The sequence below is a fragment of the Litchfieldia sinesaloumensis genome (assembly GCF_900156865.1).
Classification (GTDB): domain Bacteria; phylum Bacillota; class Bacilli; order Bacillales; family Bacillaceae_L; genus Ferdinandcohnia; species Ferdinandcohnia sinesaloumensis.
Map to the genome: position 1 here is coordinate 1,768,258 of NZ_LT732529.1, position 18,784 is coordinate 1,787,041.

The 18,784-nt window shown below is 37.0% G+C and carries 15 protein-coding genes and 1 other RNA gene; 3 read left to right on the forward strand and 13 right to left on the reverse strand.

Translation table 11 applies throughout. The features are described 5' to 3' along the window. Positions 1 to 42: 42 nt before the first annotated feature. From CZ490_RS08775 to CZ490_RS08790, 4 genes are all read right to left on the reverse strand, one after another. Complete coding sequence (locus tag CZ490_RS08775) at positions 43 to 3,723, reverse strand: dynamin family protein (RefSeq protein ID WP_159439935.1); 3,681 nt, start codon at positions 3,721 to 3,723, stop codon at positions 43 to 45. A gap of 142 nt (positions 3,724 to 3,865) precedes the next feature. Beyond that, positions 3,866 to 4,438 (reverse strand): isoprenylcysteine carboxyl methyltransferase family protein, encoded by a 573-nt coding sequence (locus CZ490_RS08780; RefSeq protein WP_077618538.1) that lies wholly within the window; start codon positions 4,436 to 4,438, stop codon positions 3,866 to 3,868. A 1-nt stretch (position 4,439) separates the two neighbouring features. Continuing rightward, a complete protein-coding gene (locus tag CZ490_RS08785) occupies positions 4,440 to 5,528 on the reverse strand; it encodes a type III polyketide synthase (RefSeq protein WP_077618539.1) in 1,089 nt (362 codons plus the stop codon). A gap of 251 nt (positions 5,529 to 5,779) precedes the next feature. After that, entirely contained in the window at positions 5,780 to 6,865 is a 1,086-nt protein-coding gene (locus tag CZ490_RS08790) for a PRK06851 family protein (protein WP_077618540.1), read from the reverse strand. 557 nt (positions 6,866 to 7,422) lie between these two features. On the opposite strand from CZ490_RS08790, the gene CZ490_RS08795 reads away from it, so the two are divergent. The 3 genes from CZ490_RS08795 (at position 7,423) to CZ490_RS08805 (ending at position 9,812) form a co-directional block, all read left to right on the forward strand. Beyond that, a complete protein-coding gene (locus CZ490_RS08795; RefSeq protein ID WP_077618541.1) occupies positions 7,423 to 7,578 on the forward strand; it encodes a subunit I/II of b(o/a)3-type cytochrome C oxidase in 156 nt (51 codons plus the stop codon). Positions 7,579 to 7,689: 111 nt separating this feature from the next. Further along, on the forward strand, positions 7,690 to 8,160 hold the full coding sequence (locus CZ490_RS08800; protein WP_077618542.1) for a cytochrome c oxidase subunit II: 471 nt from the start codon (positions 7,690 to 7,692) through the stop codon (positions 8,158 to 8,160). Beyond that, positions 8,160 to 9,812 (forward strand): b(o/a)3-type cytochrome-c oxidase subunit 1, encoded by a 1,653-nt coding sequence (locus CZ490_RS08805; protein ID WP_077618543.1) that lies wholly within the window; start codon positions 8,160 to 8,162, stop codon positions 9,810 to 9,812. The genes CZ490_RS08800 and CZ490_RS08805 overlap by 1 nt, the downstream gene beginning before the upstream one ends. A gap of 47 nt (positions 9,813 to 9,859) precedes the next feature. Here the strand turns inward: CZ490_RS08805 and CZ490_RS08810 are convergent, their stop codons facing one another. From CZ490_RS08810 to CZ490_RS08850, 9 genes are all read right to left on the reverse strand, one after another. Then, on the reverse strand, positions 9,860 to 11,377 hold the full coding sequence (locus CZ490_RS08810; RefSeq protein ID WP_077618544.1) for a carboxypeptidase M32: 1,518 nt from the start codon (positions 11,375 to 11,377) through the stop codon (positions 9,860 to 9,862). A 14-nt stretch (positions 11,378 to 11,391) separates the two neighbouring features. Then, positions 11,392 to 13,317, reverse strand: coding sequence for an ATP-dependent DNA helicase (locus tag CZ490_RS08815; protein ID WP_077618545.1), 1,926 nt, complete (start codon positions 13,315 to 13,317; stop codon positions 11,392 to 11,394). Between the two features lie 118 nt (positions 13,318 to 13,435). Further along, positions 13,436 to 13,621, reverse strand: a complete 186-nt coding sequence (locus CZ490_RS08820) for a DUF3921 family protein (protein ID WP_077618546.1) — start codon at positions 13,619 to 13,621, stop codon at positions 13,436 to 13,438. A 99-nt stretch (positions 13,622 to 13,720) separates the two neighbouring features. Continuing rightward, on the reverse strand, positions 13,721 to 14,863 hold the full coding sequence (locus CZ490_RS08825; RefSeq protein ID WP_077618547.1) for a THUMP domain-containing class I SAM-dependent RNA methyltransferase: 1,143 nt from the start codon (positions 14,861 to 14,863) through the stop codon (positions 13,721 to 13,723). Positions 14,864 to 15,024: 161 nt separating this feature from the next. Further along, positions 15,025 to 15,419, reverse strand: an RNA gene (rnpB, locus tag CZ490_RS08830) — RNase P RNA component class B. Positions 15,420 to 15,525: 106 nt separating this feature from the next. Then, complete coding sequence (gene gpsB, locus CZ490_RS08835) at positions 15,526 to 15,825, reverse strand: cell division regulator GpsB (protein ID WP_077618548.1); 300 nt, start codon at positions 15,823 to 15,825, stop codon at positions 15,526 to 15,528. A gap of 90 nt (positions 15,826 to 15,915) precedes the next feature. Continuing rightward, positions 15,916 to 16,473 (reverse strand): SLOG family protein, encoded by a 558-nt coding sequence (locus CZ490_RS08840; RefSeq protein ID WP_077621005.1) that lies wholly within the window; start codon positions 16,471 to 16,473, stop codon positions 15,916 to 15,918. A 127-nt stretch (positions 16,474 to 16,600) separates the two neighbouring features. Next, positions 16,601 to 16,864: a spore coat protein gene (locus CZ490_RS08845; RefSeq protein WP_077618549.1), complete on the reverse strand. Its 264-nt coding sequence runs from the start codon at positions 16,862 to 16,864 to the stop codon at positions 16,601 to 16,603. 648 nt (positions 16,865 to 17,512) lie between these two features. After that, on the reverse strand, positions 17,513 to 18,781 hold the full coding sequence (locus CZ490_RS08850; protein WP_077618550.1) for a ribonuclease H-like domain-containing protein: 1,269 nt from the start codon (positions 18,779 to 18,781) through the stop codon (positions 17,513 to 17,515). Between the last annotated feature and the right edge of the window lie 3 nt (positions 18,782 to 18,784).

The following is an 18,784-nucleotide window of genomic DNA, read 5'->3' on the forward strand; positions in this document are numbered from 1 at the left end:
AGCACATGCATGGTATTTTGATTTTGCTTGGTACAAAATCAATCACCCCATACGATCCGAATAGTATTTATTTAACGTATCATGTACCTGTTCAAGACTAGCGATATCAATATCCTCAGACAAAATCTTGGTAACTCCATCAAAATACGAATGAATTTCTTGTAGTGCATTTTCTTGAATCACTTGAAGGCAATTACTAAATTCCTGTTTATAAAACTCAACAAGATATGCTTGGTTTTCTTCAAGATACAAGCCAACTGGTGTATCTAACAATCCTTCTATTTCATCCTGCATGAGCTTCTTCTCATTTTTTTCGAAGAAAGCCTTTGGACTCTTAAACATGGAGAGTGCTTTCTTATATCGTGAATGCTCTTCGTTTACAAGACCATTTGTAAACTCAATCGATTGAAAACTGACCTCAACCGATTCGGAAATGCTCATATTTGAGTTGATTGTTTTAATTTGTTCATTAACGGATGATAATTGACCATGCAATCGTTTAGAAATGAATGCTTCGATGCGCAATGAAGTCGCACGCATTTCTTGGGCCAAATCAAAGCCAACTGACTCTAAGAACTCATCTAAACATGACTGTAGCGCCTTTTTCAAATCACGACCATCGTCTCTAAGTGATGCAGGATTAAAAGCTTCCTTAAACATTTCTGATACGCGAAGGAATACCCTTTGCTTTATATAATAGCTAAGCTCCTTGATTTCCTGTTCAACACTTTCAAATATTTTATTTCCATCAATTCCAGCTACAACAGATCTCATCTTTTCATGCTGTTGTTTTGCTTCCTCAAGTCGTGCCTGTTTGATACCCTTGTCTTCCTTTGCTGAGTGAATATAGGAATCAATAATCGTCGCTGCACGCTGAATATCAATATAGCCTTCATTCACGGCTACCTCTGTTAATTCATCAATGACAAATGAATGAAAGTCTGCTTCGAACCTCTCAATCCCAGATGTCTTAAGAATTCCACGGTCATCTTGACTGTCTTCATTAAGTTTTTCAAGCAAAGCTGCTCGGCTAGATACACTATAAAGTCGTGGGAATCGAATTCCATAGCTTACAAGCTGTGACTCTACATACTCTTTCACATCTGATAACTCTTCTTCCGAGTTTGCCAAATCTGCTGCATTTATGATGAAAAACATCTTATCCATACTGAAGGTGTCTTTGACACGACCTAGTTGAATCAAAAACTCACGATCTGCCTTAGAGAAAGCGTGATTATAATACGTCACAAATAGAATTGCATCAGCATTTTTAATATATTCAAATGCTACACCTGTATGGCGCGCATTAATGGAATCAGCCCCTGGTGTGTCAACCAATGTTATGCCTTGCTGTGTTAATGGACAATCATAATAAAGTTCAATCCATTCTACAAAGCACGCTTTTTCTTCCTTTGCCACATATTCATTAAAGCCATCCATATCGGTAATCAACACTTGATCCAAACTTGAAGCAATGTTTTCAAATCCTGCCATTACTGCTTTTAAAAATGAAAAATGTGGTTTTTCTTTCGCTTCAATCTTTTCAATATTGCTTATTTTAGCGTGTATGATATCTATGCTTGCATCAAGACTTCCCACTTTCTCACCAAAAATGTGTAGAGAATGGTTGATATCATCAAGTAACTGATTGGTTGATTTAATTTTCACACGTACTGTTCCATGCTTATGCTCTGCTGTTGGGAACGTAATCTTATTAATGGTTGCTGTCGTTGGATTCGGTGAAACCGGGAGTGCCTTTTTCCCCATTAATGCATTCGCAAATGACGATTTTCCAGCACTAAATGCTCCGAATAATGCAACAGTAAAATGTTTATGCTTTAAGCGATACGCCTTCTCCTCAATATCCTTTGCAAGCATTGAGAGACCGGTTATAGGCTTAATCAATTCATGTGCTTTTTCAAAGTGAAGAATCGCTTGTTCAGAAGAACCTCTATTTTCTTCCTTCGGATGTTCATTCACTATATCCGATTTAGGAGCATCTTCTTTTTGTTTCTCCATTTCTTTTAGAATGGTATCGGTTGATGAAATCTCAACCTTTTCAGCAAAACGTGAGAGCAATTGTTCTGCATTCTCACTATTAGTTAACTCCTTATCCCCAAGAATAATATCGTCAAGTTCCGAACGTGTTTTTGTTCGTTTTGATTCATATTTCTTGAGGGTCATAAACGCTTCTTGATAAATACCATATTGCTGCAATTCAGCATTTATATCTTGTTCTTGCTTAGAATTAGCAGCCCTCATTTGCTCGATTATCCCATGTAGTAATGTAACAGCCTTCTGTTTATATTTTCTCTTAATATAATGACTTACATCGTCTGTATAGGTTAAGATATATTCCCCCGTGGCACCTGCTCCGGGCTTTACTAAAGCTTGAAGCTCTTCGGGAGAAAATTCAATAGTCATTTCGTTTCCGGTAGGCTGTGTTGACAGACGTAGGTTTCCAACAAACTTCCCTACGAAATCTTTTAAGTGCCATTCTAATTGCGTGGACATCTTTTCTTTTACATCTTCAAAGAAAGCATGTAGGCGGTCCTCGCGTTCTCTTTCCGTTTTACTTTTTGAAAATAATAAACCGACCTTAAAATTTGGTTGAGCAGATTCAATGTATTGCTTTGCAAGCTCACGAGTTTGAAAAGGCATTAATATTGCATTTGAGAGAATTGATTCAACTTCATCAATAAACTCTGTTTCAATTTGTTCGCGTTCCTTCTCAAATCCCTCTAATTGATTCGTTAATTCATCTATTCTATTAGGAATCGAATTCCTTTGTGCCTCGGTTAACGAACGGAGCTTCTCCTTTGTTGCTTCAAGTTCGTTTGCATTTTTATCATCGAGGAATGCAATATGCTCCAAGATAATTTGCTTTGCTGAATGAAATACACCTTCAACTAAAAGCTGATCCTTGTTTGCAATTTTTTCATGTAGCAATTGTTGTACTTGCTGAAACTGATTATGCTCGTTGGTTGGATCTTTTAATGTCGTATAAAAAATATCGGAGTAGGCTACATGCCAATTTTGAAACGCTTCTTCTACCCCTTGTTTAAAGGATCTGAAGCTTAGCTCTGATTCCTTATGCTTATCGACTTGGTTGACTATTAAATAGACGGTCTTATTCCGGTCCGTTAACTCCTTAGTAAATTGGAAGTTCAACTCTGACAAAACATGGTTATAGTCCATTACATAAAAGAGTAAGTCCGCCAAATGCAATGCTGATTCAGTAGAAACGCGATGAGCATCATCGGTTGAATCAATACCAGGCGTATCCATGACAATAACCTGCTCTGGGAGTTTCTTATTGTCATGACTAATTTCGATTGATTCGATCGCCTCCCCGTCTTTTGCATATGATTTAATCACATTATAATCATATGGGTGCGGATATTCGATGATATTTCCGTCACGATAATAGACACGCGCATATTCGCGACCTGTTTTTACCTTCACTAAATTTGCGCTGGTTGGAATCGGGCTTGAAGGTAAGAGACTCTCCCCAATGAGTTCATTAATCATGCTCGATTTTCCAGCTGAGAAATGGCCTGAAAAGCCAATCATATATTCAGAGTTCACTAGTTTTTTTAGCAGTTGAATGATCTTTGCACTGCTTTCTTTGTCATTGTTTGTCTCAAAAATATGATACAAGGAAGACAGTCTCATTTCCAAGTCTTCCTTTGTGACGCTTTTAATTCTCCCTGTTTGAATCATGTCTAGTCCCCTTATTGTGCTGTGCATATAAATATAGATATATGTGTATTTTACTCTACATTCCATACTTTTGACAAAGCAGAAAATTAAGAATCTACGATTTTGATGTTATTTAAACAAAAAAACCAGGATTTACCCGGTTTCATTGTCTTCTTAATGATCTTATTACATAAGGTATTAAACGATTTTGTATCCTGCCAAGTTTCTGATATTCATCATGCACTCCTAATGCACGCTCTTCAATCGGTATCCGGACCGACATGATAATTGCATTTAATACAGAAAATATGATGGCAGTACTATACGCCTGAAACAACAACGGAATAAGTATGAATTCTAACGCTACAATTACATAATTTGGATGTTTCACATACTTGTACGGACCTTTGATTTGCACCTGATGCTTTGGCAAAATCATAATTTTCGTATTCCAAAAGCTCCCTAACGAGCGTAATGCCCATACCCTTCCTACCTGTGTTAAAGCAAACAATATAAGGAAGAGTGGATAAATGTCAGATACCTCTTTCCTAAATAAGACAACCTCAGTCATGAGTGAAATAAAAAACAATGTATGAATCAGTACTATGTATTTATAATGACTATGTCCAACCTCATAGCCCCCTTGTGACAAAATCCATTTTTCATTCCGTTTTGCTATGCGTAATTCAAGTAATCTTTGTGCGATTACCACCATAATTATTATCCAAAATATCATCCTATTTCCTCCATTGTAAAAGGATTAATTCTGAGCTGAACCCCGGACCTAATGCTGTTACTAATCCATAATCGCCCGTTTCCGCTTGCCTGTTTTCCATAACATCCTTTAGTACGTACAATACGGTTACAGATGACATATTACCTTGGTTACGGAGCACATTCCGAGCAGTTTCAGTCATGGAGCTTGGAATATGTAATGCAGTTTCGTAGGCATCCAATACCTTTTTGCCTCCTGGATGCGCAATAAACTGCCTTATATCTTGCATTTCAAGCTGATTTGGATCTAAAAATTCATCCACATTCCCTTTTAACCATGACTTTACAATACTTGGGATATCTTTTGAAAAGATGACATGTAGTCCGGTGTTTTTGATGTCCCATCCCATCACTCCCTCTGAATGCGGCATCAATGTCGATTGAGAAGAGACAAAGTTTGGCAGGATATCGCTTGTTGAGTAATGGTTAGCCTCATCTCCAGCTATGCAAACACAGGCTGTTCCATCTGCAAATAGTGATGTTCCAATTAAATTACTTTTCGAAAAATCATTTTTTTGAAATGTTAAGCTGCAAAGTTCAACGGCTACTACAAGCACTTTTGCCTTTGGATAGGCTTTGCAATAGTCAAAAGCTCTTGAGAGTCCTGCAGCACCACCTGCACAGCCGAGCCCCCAGATAGGTATACGCTTTGTATGAGGGTTAAAGTCCATTTTATTCATTATTCTCGCTTCAATACTTGGTGTCGCTATTCCTGAGCTTGATATAAAAATAACAGCTTCTATTTCCTTAGTATCCATTTTCTTTGATAATAACTGTTTGTTTTCTAAGCATTCTCGAATGGCTTTGGTACCGAAGTCAACTGCTTTCTCGATATATGTATTATTTTTTTCTTCAAAGCTATGGTCCCTACCATACCAATCCAAAGGTTTACTAAAATAGCGTTCTTCAATTTCACTGTTTGAGAACACTTTAATAAGACGATCAATGTCTGGAAAGTGCTCATGGAACAAGTCCCTGATAAACTCAGTTGTCTTTACCTGATTCATTTTATAGGGTGGATTGCATACCCCAACCGATATGATTTTTGGCATTAAAAGCCCATCCTCTCTTATAGAAGGAACTCTTAAGGTTACTTTTTCCAGTTTTAACAGAAGTATGCAAGATGATAAATCGTAGACATAAAAAAAGCCTCCCCAGGGATGGGAAAGCTCACGTTTCAAAGGAGTTGTTTTGTTGTTGTGCATTTATAGTATAACTCATACCTACCAAACATTCACCAGTAAAATTTTGCCTTGTTTTAAAAAGCTGTATTCGCAAACTATGATGGTTTTGTACCGTTTCGTTATTCCTCTAGTAATGTTTTGACAAGTTCTTCTCGTTTTTTATCGATTGCTTCAAAGTCCATTGCAGCTTTATAGTATTCTTCAAGTTTATCGTGGAGTCGCTTTGCTTCACTTAAGAAATTTGTACCAATTGTCATTTTGTTTTTGTACTCAAGATTAAGTTCTTCAATTTCTTTTTTAAAGGTACTTTCGATTTTAGGATCCATACATAAAGCAAACATATCCACAACTTCATCTTGTTCGCGAAATGGGTCTACGACATGCGGTGCCGTACCATCTACAATTGACACACTTAGTTTCGGAATAATAATCATATCGATGCTTTTCGGATCGAAGGCACAATGAAAGTATTCAACTGATAAACCATGTTGTTCGGCATGTTTTGCGATTTTCTTCATTAAAGTCGACTTTCCACTTCCAGGTCTTCCTTTTATAATATAACGCTTATCATACTCTTCAGTAATATTGTCAATAAAATTTACTGCACCCTTTGGTGTAGCAGCTCCAAAGAATCTCTTACGGTTTGTCGGATTTTCTTCTGCATCAAATGGTTTATTAAAAATCGTATCGATCAAATTCTGAACAACACCATCTGCTTTTTTAAAACTCATTGATGAGATGTAAATTTCCTCACGTTTTAGATGTACCTTCTTTGCTTCAGCAAACGTATTATACGCATTTTCAAAGTTCTTAGATATATCGTCTGTTAATTCAATAATTTGACTTTTATATTGTTTCAGGTACCCGTCATTGCGGTACTGACCGAGGTCAATTACCTTTTCGACGACTCCTGGGTACTTCGGCTCAATAACATGTGGTGCCGTACCGTCCACAAATCCTAATTTCAATTCAGGAATTACGATTCCGTCAATAGATTGATTATCTGAAGAACAATGTAAGTATTCGAGATCATAGCCTTTATCCATATAGATTAAACCGATTTTTCGCATAAATGTGGACTTACCTGTTCCTGGACCGCCTTTTAAGATATATAAAGTATCCAGACCCTTTAAAGCCTCATCATACAACGAATAAAAACCTATACTTGAATTGGTGCCTGCATAATAATTTTTAACTTTTGCCATATAACCTACATACCTCCTTGTAGACATTCGCCTAATTTAGAGTATGGTAGAGATGCCTTGGGTGTGAATCAAAAATGAAAAATCTCGAAAAGGAATGACGTGATTCTGCTATTTTTAAATAACGATTACCTTTTTACTCTCTAAAAAAATCACTATTTAAAAATAGTGATTAAGAAGGCTTTTGTTTGTTATTTTGGACATTAATTTCTATCTGGCTAATGGTTTCATTCCCACATTTAAAACATCTTTCTTTGTTATTTAATAAGAGCGTATGACATCTAGAACAATAATACCTAATCATCTGCACACATCCTTTTCAACATAGTATATGTTTCACATTCACATGCTGTTATTGGATTGTCACAAATTATTCAAATATTTTCCTATGCCAATGTGATAAAAATCACTGTTTTATTAAGTTTACACCATTAATATAGTGATTATCTTAGGAATGAACAATTTGTGAAATAGCCAAAATCGTATAGATTTTAACAAATTGTTTTGTATGATGAAGATGTAAAAACCTTTGAATTAACGCTTGAAGGGGGTCGAGAGGAATGGCAAAGATAGAGACTACAAAGACAAACCAAAAGACAAAAATTGAAGATGAGAAAACTTCCTTAAAAGGAACATTAACATCTGTGTTTTTACTGGGACTATTCTTAATTTTATCTTGGGTTGGTGTCTATTTCTTGTTTCTAGACAGGTTGTAATAACACTCTCTATCTAGAAACACAAAATGATACTTAAAACAAACGAACTACTATTAGTTTATGAAAAAACAAACAGAAACAGAATGCGGAAATTTGAAAGGGGAAAAAGCCATGCATTTGCATAAATTTGAAAAAATATGGCTCACTTTTGGTATTGGGATACTTTTCGTATTCCTTGGAATTGTTGGTGTCGGCGCTTTTGCTATGGGCCACCAGCCTGCAAGTAGTATCAAGACAATTGATCCTGAAAAAGTAACAGAAACGGCACCATTTGATAATCCTGGACTTATTCATATTGAAGGTAATAAATACGAACTAAATCTTGTTGCAGAGGCTTTCGCGTACACTCCTAATACGATTCAAATCCCAAAAGGTGCCGAAGTAACAATTAATGTAGCAACAAAAGATGTTGTTCATGGGTTTGCAATTGCCGGTACAAACGTCAACATGATGGTTGAACCTGGCTATGTCAGCACTTATACACAAACATTTACTAAAACAGGTGAATTCTTAGTCTTATGTAATGAATATTGTGGAGCTGGACACCACTTAATGATGGCGAAAGTTGAGGTGACTGAATAATGGCAGATACAACCATTAGAGTAGACAAAAAAGATGGAAAATTAGCAATGGCGCACTTTTATGTAGCTTTTATTGCTTTATTCCTAGGAGGAACTGCAGGATTACTTCAGACACTTGTTCGTTCTGGAGAGTTCACATTACCGGCAGGAATTGGATATTACCAATTATTAACCGTTCACGGAGTTCTTTTAGCACTTGTACTTACTACATTCTTTATCATAGGTTTCTTATTTGCAAGTTTAAGTAAAACAGCAGGAACACTCTCACCAAAAGTTCGTTTACTTGGTTGGATTGGATTCTGGACAATGACAATCGGAACGGCTTCAACTGCGACTACGATTCTATTAGGTGAAGCATCCGTACTTTATACATTCTATGCTCCCCTACAAGCACATCCTTTCTTTTATATTGGATTAGCACTTGTTGTTGTTGGTAGCTGGATTAGCGGAATTGGTATGTTCGCTCACTTTGGAAAATGGAAAAAAGAAAACCCTGGTAAAGTAACACCTCTATTAAGCTTTATGACAGTGATGACCATGATTTTATGGTTAGTTGCAACTCTTGGTGTAGCGGCAACTGTACTTATTCAATTTATTCCATGGTCATTTGGCTGGGTTGAAACAATTGATGTCCTTATTAGTAGAACATTATTCTGGTATTTTGGTCACCCGCTTGTATACTTCTGGTTATTACCTGCATACATGGCGTGGTATGTTGTCATTCCAAAGGTTATCGGAGGAAAGATTTTCTCTGATGCTTTAGCTCGTCTATCATTTATTTTGTTCTTGCTATTCTCAATTCCAGTTGGTTTCCACCATCAATTAACGGAACCAGGTATCGACCCTAACTGGAAGTATCTTCAAGTAGTTCTAACATTTATGGTGGTTATACCGTCTCTCATGACGGCATTCTCATTGTTTGCATCATTCGAATTATATGGAAGATCTAAGGGTGCAACAGGATTATTTGGTTGGTTTAGAAAGCTTCCTTGGGGAGATGCTCGTTTCCTAGCTCCATTCATTGGGATGTTATTCTTTATTCCTGCAGGTGCAGGTGGAATTATCAATGCTAGTCACCAGATGAACCAAGTTATTCACAATACCATCTGGGTTACAGGTCACTTCCATCTAACCGTTGCAACAACTGTATTATTAACATTCTTTGGTATCGCCTACTGGTTAATCCCGCATTTAACAGGGCGTGTGATGACAAAAGCTATGAACAAACTAGCAATTGTACAAACAATCGTGTGGACAGTCGGAATGACATTTATGTCAGCTTCCATGCACTTTGCAGGTTTATTAGGAGCACCTAGACGTTCTTCTTTCTCAACATACGGTGATTCAGCTCAAGCAATGGATTGGATACCATATCAAATTGCTCAAGCGATTGGCGGATCAATACTATTTATTGGTATCATCCTAATTCTTGTAATCCTTATTAATCTATCTTTCTTTGCACCGAAAGGAGAAACTGAATTCCCTGTTGGTGAAGTAGCAGAAGAAGCAGAAAAAACACCTATGCTCTTAGAAAACTGGAAGCTATGGGTTGGTGTATTAGTTGTTTTAATCTTAATCGCTTATACTATTCCATTTGTAGATATGATTCAAAACGCACCACCAGGAGCAAAACCATTTAAAAATATTCTCTAATAAAATGAAAAGCTACGCAATCAAAAGTTGCGTAGCTTTTTTCTAACTTATAACTTATAAATTTCTTTGTATTTCTCTTCTAAGTATTGGATTAAATAGTTCGCATCCAATCCCTCACCTGTTACGTCCTTAATAATTTCTAATGGTTTTTTTAGTTTTCCAAACTTATGAATGTGTTCAGTCATCCATTCTTTAATTGGAAGTAAGTTTCCTTCTTCTAATAGATCCTCATAATTCGGTAGATCGTTTACCATCTTATTCTTGAATTGGGCTGCATACATATAGCCTAGTGCATAGGAAGGAAAATAACCGAAACTTCCTCCTGCCCAATGGACATCCTGTAACACGCCTTTTCCATCATTATCAGGGCGAATACCTAAATACTCTTCATATTTCGCATTCCAGATCTCTGGTAAATCCTTTACTTCAATCTCATCGTTAAAAAGGCCTTTTTCAATTTCATAACGGATCATGATGTGTAAAGGATATGTTAATTCGTCAGCCTCAATGCGAATCAGAGATGGTTTAGATTCATTAATTGCACGATAAAAATCCTCTACAGATACCTGATCAAATTGACCACTAGCATATTCTTTTAACAACTCATAATTGTTCTTCCAAAGTGGTAGACTGCGACCAACGATGTTTTCATAGAACAAGGATTGAGATTCATGGATTCCCATTGAGGTACCTTGTGCAAGGTTTGTTCCAACTAAATCCGGTGAAATATTTTGTTCATATAGAGCATGGCCACCTTCATGAATCGTACCAAAGACAGCTGTTCTGAAATCATTTTCTACGTAGCTTGTTGTAACACGAACATCTCCTGGATTTAAGCCAGTCGCAAATGGGTGAACTGTTTCATCAAGACGACCTGCGTCAAAGTCATATCCCATTTTCTTTAATATCTCCAAGCTAAAAGCACGTTGTTTATCCTTTGGAAATTCCTTAAATAGAAATGAAGTCTCTGGCTTGTTTGGTGATTCAGTTACTGCCTTAACCAGCGGAACGATTCTTTCACGTAATTGAGCAAACACTTTATCGACAATTTCAACCGTTACGCCTGGCTCATACATATCAAGTAATGTATTGTATTTATTTCCTTCATATCCCCAGTAGCTAATAAATTTCTTTGTAAACTCTACAAGCTTTTCTAAATATGGGCGGAACATTTCAAAATCAGATTTCTCTTTTGCCTCCTCCCAAACTGATTCAGCCTTTGATTGAAGGATTACATACTCACGAAATTCACTTGCTGGAATCTTTTTATTACGTTCAAAATCCTTCTGACACTCTTCTACCACTTTCTTTGTGATTTCACTAAGCTGTGCTTGTGCCTCAGGCGTTGTTAGTTCCTTTAAATACGATTCCATTTCGGTAGAGGTGGAAAGCGCAAAGCTCTCCGAGGATAGCATTCCAATAACCTCAGAGCGCTGCTCCATTCCCTTCTTTGGAGCTCCTGTACGTAAGTCCCAATACATTACTCCAATTGCCTCATTATAGCTTGTCATCTTCTTCACTAACTCAAGTAATTTTTCTTCAGTTTGTTTTAATTGTTCTGACATACGGTCTTCTCCCCTTACCTTTCTTTTGTTGGTAATACACTTTTAACCTGATCAATAACTTCAGTTGGAGTTGTATCATCAAGAAAAATAGAAACAGTTCCTGAATCCTCACTCGTACGGATAAGGCGACCAATTCCTTGCCTCAAGCGCAAGAGCATGTATGGTAAGTCCACTTGCTCAAATGGAGTTTCAGCATTCTTTCGTTTAGCTTGAAAAACAGGATCATTTGGTGGAAATGGCAACGACCAAATAATCACATTGGATAATGATGGACCTGGGATATCAAGTCCCTCCCATAAGGAAATGGAACAAAGGATGCTGTGTTCATTATTTTGGAATTGAGAAACAAGTTCACTTATTTCTCGGTCGCCTTCAAATAACATATCATATTTACCAAATGTGCAATTTTCTTTAAATCGTTGAAGCTCTTCCTTAGAATTGAATAATAGGAGTGCTCGGCCTTCTGTTTTCTCAATCTCATTATAAACAAACTCAGACTTTGAAAGAAACATATCACTACTTGTTTCAAACATCGGCATTTGTATTTTCATTTGATGATCATAATCAAATGGAGATTCGACCGAAAATGATTGATATTTTTTAATACCTAAACTATTTGCAATGTAGTCGAATGACTTATTTTCAGATAATGTAGCTGAAGAAAATACAAAAGGGATTTGTTTCGAAAATACCTGATCTGCAAGAATAGTTTCAACGGCCTGCGGCATGATGACCAGTGTATGGCTTTCACCGTCAGCTTCAACCCAAGTAATCGCGTCGTTCTCATCACCAAAGAGTTTTAAAGAGTAATCTATTTGATCTAAGTATTCGTCGACAATATGTAAATCATATTGATTAATTGTGTATGTTTCAGCCTCAAATACAAGATTGTTTCCTATATCCCCAATCATTTGATGTAGTTTCCGAGCCTCAGCGACTAGTCTCTCTGTTCGCTCTATATCCATCCGTTCAGAACCTTCAACAACTAGACTATTTTCTCGTAGTCTCCTAAAAAGATACTCGTTTTGTTCAATTGTATCCTCTATTAATTGAGCGAATTCTTCACGGATATCATTTTCTAACAACCTTGTTAGAAGTGATTCCAATGTTGTTTCTTGAATACGGTACGTTAACGCCTTTTGTGCCGAGAACTCCAATAGATGACCTTCATCAAACACAACACAACTACTCTCTGGTAAAAAAGGCAGTTGTCCTTCGCGTTTTCTAGACTCCATTGTCCACACATGTTCCATGTAGAAGTCATGAGAGCAAATGATTAAGTCCACAGCCTTGCGATAATGTTCTCTTGAAAGTGTCAAGCCACAGCGGTGACGGAAATCACATGATAAACAGTCTTGAAAACTATCCCATGACACACTCTTCCATTCCTCGTCGGAAAGATCTGGATATGTTTTTCTGTCTCCATAATGATGGAATGCTTGTAAGGTCGAATGACTATGAACAAAGTCTGGAAGCCCTTCATAAACGCCTGCAATTTTTTCATTCATAGTTCGACGAGTGGTATCCTCTAATTTGCGTATACAAAGATATTGATCCTGAGCTTTCGCTAGACGAACATCAATCGTTAAATCAAGAGCATCTGCAATTTTTGCAATATCACCTTCTGGCTTAACAAGTTGTTCAATTAAGGACTCGTCTGCACAAGATATGATAGCAGGTTTTCTCATATGCCTTGCATAACAAATAGCATAAAGTAAATAAACTATTGTTTTACCGGTACCCACACCGGCTTCTGAGAATACAATTGATTTTTCCTTAAATGCCTTCTCTAACTGAAATGCCATAAAGATCTGTTCATCACGGAGCTCAAATCCTTTATCAGGTAAGATGTCGTAAAAAACATCCCCAATCCACTCGTTTAATTTATCAAAGAAATTTTCATTTCTGGATATTTGAAAGGGTAACCCTTCACCAATCATATGTAAAAACCCCCAAACTAAGGTACGTGCAATTTTTAATTATCTACTACCAGATATGGGAAGTCAATATTGTGGCAAAAGAAAAAACCCGCCGAGGCGAGTTTTCTTTGATTTCTTTTCATTCACTTTTATATCGTAAAAAGTCAACATCGATAGCAGTTGAATGGGAGATGGCACGGAGAAGATCATTCTTAGCATTTGCAAGAGATTTTAATGGGTCAATCTCTTCTCCCAATTCATTTTCAAGTGCCCTGTATGTATCATTCAACGCATCTTGAATTTTTTTAAACTCAAAGTAATCCATTGTTCACTCACTCCTGGCAATTTTGTAGACACCAATAAAGTATATGAACTTTGGAATGGAACTATACATAAGATATGCGCCATTTAAGAAACAAATCTTTTAACGATCTCTTGGGGGTCTTTTCCCCCAATATTGATAATAGTCTGTTCTGATAAAACCGTTAAATAGTTTCCGTTTCTTTGTTGCAGGCTTTCCGTAAAGTTGTTCGAATTCCGGATGTGATGTTAGCATATAGACGGACCATGTATCATGTGGACGAAAAACAGTTCCCATCCTACGATACATTTCTTCAACTTCCTTCTTTTCACCAAGTCTTTCTCCATATGGAGGATTTCCGACTATTACTCCATATTCCTTTGTTGTTGTAAAATCACTTACCTGCATTTGTTTAAAATGAATCAAATCACCGAAGCCTGCTTCTTCAGAGTTATCCTTTGCAATCTGAATCATTCGATGGTCAATGTCAAAGCCGCTAATATCAAGTGGCTGGTCATACTTCGCTAAGTCCTCCACCTCTTGACGTGCCTCATCCCATCTTTTCTTGCCAATAATATCCCATTCTTCGGATACGAAATCACGATTAAAACCAGGTGCAATATTTTGCCCAATCATTGCAGCTTCAATTGGTATCGTTCCTGACCCACAGAATGGATCAACAAAAGGTCGATCAGGTGTCCAATTTGTTAACATAACCAAAGTTGCAGCAAGAGTTTCTTTCAAAGGGGCCTCCCCTTGATCTGCTCTATATCCGCGTTTATGAAGTCCGACACCACTACAATCGATTGTTAAAGTTGCAACATCTTTAAGCAACGCCACTTCTATACGGTACAATGGACCAGTCTCTTCAAACCAACCTGATGTTTTGCGATAATGTTTTTTAAGGCTCTCAACGACAGCCTTCTTTACAATACTTTGACAATCCGAGACACTGAAGAGCTTGGATTTCACCGATTTTCCAATAACCGGAAATTCAGCATTCTCCGGAATAATGTCACCCCAATTTAAGGCTTTTGTTTTTTCAAATAATTCATCGAAGGTTGTCGCTTTAAATTCACCAACCTTTAATTTAATGCGGTCAGCTGTACGAAGCCAAAGATTACTACGGCAGATGGCTTGTTCATCAGCTTCAAAGATGACCTTCCCATTTTCCACACTGCATTCATAGCCTAAATCCCGTACTTCTTTGGCCACAATTGATTCAATTCCCATTGCCGCTGTGGCAATTAGCGTTATTTTTCCCATGTATGTTCACCCTAACTATGTACATCGTATAGTAAAAGAATAAAGAAATTTTTTGTGTAAAGCAAGGTTGCTGACGCAAAAAGAATGCAAGCATACAAAAAGCTCTTCAATTTTGAAGAGCTTCATTTTCTTTATTCATATAAGTCGTTTATTTAATAACGTTCTGTAAGCCATGTTTTGTACCATTGTACTTCAATCGGCAAAACGTATGCCTCGTACTCAGGTGGTAATCATCTATCTACAGACGTAAGTACGTCTGTCCTTCTCCTTGTTCATTTCCTCGGAGAAAGTGCCCCTACCATTATTTGGGTTTCTCGCTCGTGGGGTTTACCTCGTTCCACTCTTGTAATTTCTTACAAGACTTCGTCACTGTGGCACTTTAAAGGTAGTCAAACCATATCCAAAAAGGACTTAGGTTTTTTCCCTGCCGTTAGCAGAGCTAAAAGCCCCACTACCCTAGCTTATCGTTTCGCTAGGCACGAACACTACGGACATCTCAGCCCGTGCGAGCATGGACTTTCCTCTGCAAGTTGCCCTGCAGCGATTACCCGAACGTTATTAATGTGTGCTAGAATAGTATAGTAAAAAAACAATACTTTTGCAAGTAATAACAACCTGTAAGTTTTTCCCATAATCTAAAGGACGAAATTTAGACTTTTGGCTCAATCGTATAATTTACTACCAAATACATGTTTTTCAAGGTTCGATAATCGTTTTAAAATATCAAAGTTGGTTGTACCCGTTTGTGCCTGTGGTTGTTTCTTATAGGAATCTTCAAGCTGACGTTTTAAACGAAGATTCTCTTGTTGTAGTTCTTCAATCTCTTGAGCAAATGTTTCATAATCTTTAATGATCACATCTAAAAATTTATCAACTTCTTCTTGTTTATAGCCTTTCATGCCAGTTTTAAACTCTTTTTCAAGTATCTGTGTTGCATTTAATTTTATTTTATCTGAGAACATAATCTTTCACCTCGATACACTTTCCCCATTATTCCTACGTCTATTTTTTCAAATTTTTAGCGTATTGTCAATTTTATTTGGTTCGATTACTCAGAAGTCGTTGTTTGCAAACTGTTCTTCTTCAACAATTGCCTGTAAATCATACGAATTAATAGTAATAAGCGAATACCCGTCTACTTCAGCTTTCTTTTTCGCATCCGAATAGATATAACGTGGACTTCCATCCTTTTCCTCATCATAAAATATTAATAAAGCATCGCTTTTTTCTAGAAAAAAGGCATTTTTCAAACGGAATTGTGATGGATTATCATATTTACGGTTTGTGATACTATTTACATAATCCGCTTGGGATAAGATAAACTGATAGTATTCTTTATTTGTTTCGTTCCATTTTTCCTCTTGTTCAAGGAACGGAGTAATAACTGCAAGCTTCAGGTCAGGGTAACTCTCTTGAAGCTCGTAGGTAATTTCTGCAGCCCATAATTCAACACCAAGCTGTCCACTAATAATGACCCATTCAAGTCCATCCTCAACTAGAGGAATGAGCTGTTTTTTTAAGGCAAGTTTTATGTAGTGAACACCGGGATGGTCCTGTCCAAAAATTCCTATTTCGAATGGCTTATAGCCGGTAATCGCTACAACCTTGATCATGCCATGACTCCTTTCATGAACGTTTTTTTCACACTCTTATGTAAAACAGGAACCGTTACAGTTCCTGTTGTGTTTGCAGATGAAATTTTTTTCACGTTTGTTTTCATTTACATTATTAGTTAGATTAACGACCCATAAATGGTCCGGGCGGTCTTACTCCAAATCCTGGTCCAGGTGGTCTTGCTCCGCAATTGAAGTGTTGATTTGAAACCTCATTCGCAACAGATTCTGTGTGTGGGTAATAATGCATATGCTGATACATATGGTGATTTACATGTTGCGTATGTGAAGGATGAATATGCGGAACAATTGTTGTAAAGTTATGATGCTGTGTGCAGCATTTTGTTGGGTGAACGATAGGTGGCATTACACATGGTCTTCCATTCATTTTATCTATCTCCTTTCCTTCATCTGTTATTACATTAATAGCCTATGAAGGAAGGTGGAGTCATGTACTAATCAAAACACCTATTTTTAGAGGAATTTTAAAAAGTCCGGTGAATATGACGCATCGGTATAGGAACTTCGACTAACTACCGACACGTCCTGTGTCGAACGTCGAAGTCACCACATCCTGTGGAAGCGCGTTGGCTTGCTCCTCCGTTCCTCACGTATTAACTACATACGCTCCGGTACTCAAAGCTGCGCCGCCTTGAAATTCTTGGTCCTCTTCATCCTCCTTTTTAAACACCTATTTTTAGAGGAATTTTAAAAAGTCCGGTGAATATGATGCATCGGTAGCGTTCTTTTTCATCCTCTTTTTAGTCACCTATTTTTATAAAACAGCGTATGGATTATCTTTAATTCCTGTTAACACAATTACGGTTAATATAAGCATAAAAAAGTATAGAAATAAGATCTTCTTATACATAAATTTCTCTCTCCATCTAAAATAATATTCCCTTACACAAAACACTATTTTACATGGTATTACAGCATTCTACAATGACAAATGAAGGAAGCCTTCAAATTTCATTAAAATCGACATCTAAAACGCGAAAAACCGCTAATTTTGCGCTTACCCGGGTAATATTTTCTAACTATTTCGAAGTTTCTTTGTTAATCGTTTTATACGCTTCTCAAATTCCATCGTTAGCTTTGCATTTTTTGTCTTATTACTTGTTTTATTGGAGACTTCCCACCTCATAAAACCACTATTTGCGAAATCAATTGCTGTTTCGTAATTCTTTATTTGATGTTCAAAGTATTTCGCAAGCTCAATACTTGCCGCAACAGCATCTGTATCGTCACCTTTTTCATGTACCTCTATAAACAACTCCATTGCAGAACTATATTTTTTTTCTTTTTTTAGAAGATATGCCATTGCAAGTTTTGCCTTCATTTCCTTATCTGAGTCAACTTCAACAACTTGCTCATAAAGTTCTTGTGCTTTAGTGGTCTCTCCTAGTGCCTCAAGCCACCTAGCCACTTCGTATTTATCGGAGGTATACTTGTGCTTCTCATTTAAAATCACAGCTCCAGATAAATGTATATAGAGTGTTAGCAGTGATAAAATGTCAATCTCGTTATGACGCATAACACCAAAGATACCATCAGGATCATGATTTTCTACAAAATCAAAATATAGAATCGGTGCTAAATATCCAGGGACATCACCTTCACGCTTAATTTCTAAAATTTCTTTCTCCACATTCGAAAGTCTCACTGAATCAAGTTTGTTCTTCCACAGTCTTCTAGCTGCATGATACAAATCGAAATGTCCAAATTCCGGAAGCTTTGGTAAAGCATCTCTTATCAAGGTATGTCGAGTCTTGACCTGTGGCCAATCAAAAGATTTTCCATTATATGTAACAAGCGTTGTATAATCAACACTTGTTAGGAAGCTTTGATATAACGCAACTTCACTTCCAGGATTTGGTAAAAAGTGTTGTGTGAGTATCACTTTGTCACCCTGAACTCTTGCGTGTCCTAATAAAAAAATCGTATTGCCAGTCCCCCCGCCTAGACCTGTCGTTTCAGTATCAAAAAAGAATAAATCCGAAAGTTGGTGACCTTTTGCCGACAAAGGATGCTTCAATGTTGTAGTATTCCACATCTCAATAACTTCTTTTAATGAGGAAAACGAATATAAACCATGTTGATAATTCAATGGATAAACTACCCTTCGAACCATACAATATTTTCCATCAAAGAAAAAAGGTTCTGCTCCAAACTCTTTCCATTTATCAAGAAAGGGAATTTCTTCTAATCCTTCCTCAACTTTAGGTTTTGAAGGGGTAGTTTTAATTTCTTCTTCTCTCACTATATGATTTTTTAACCGATTTAATTTCGATTTAATGGACATTTG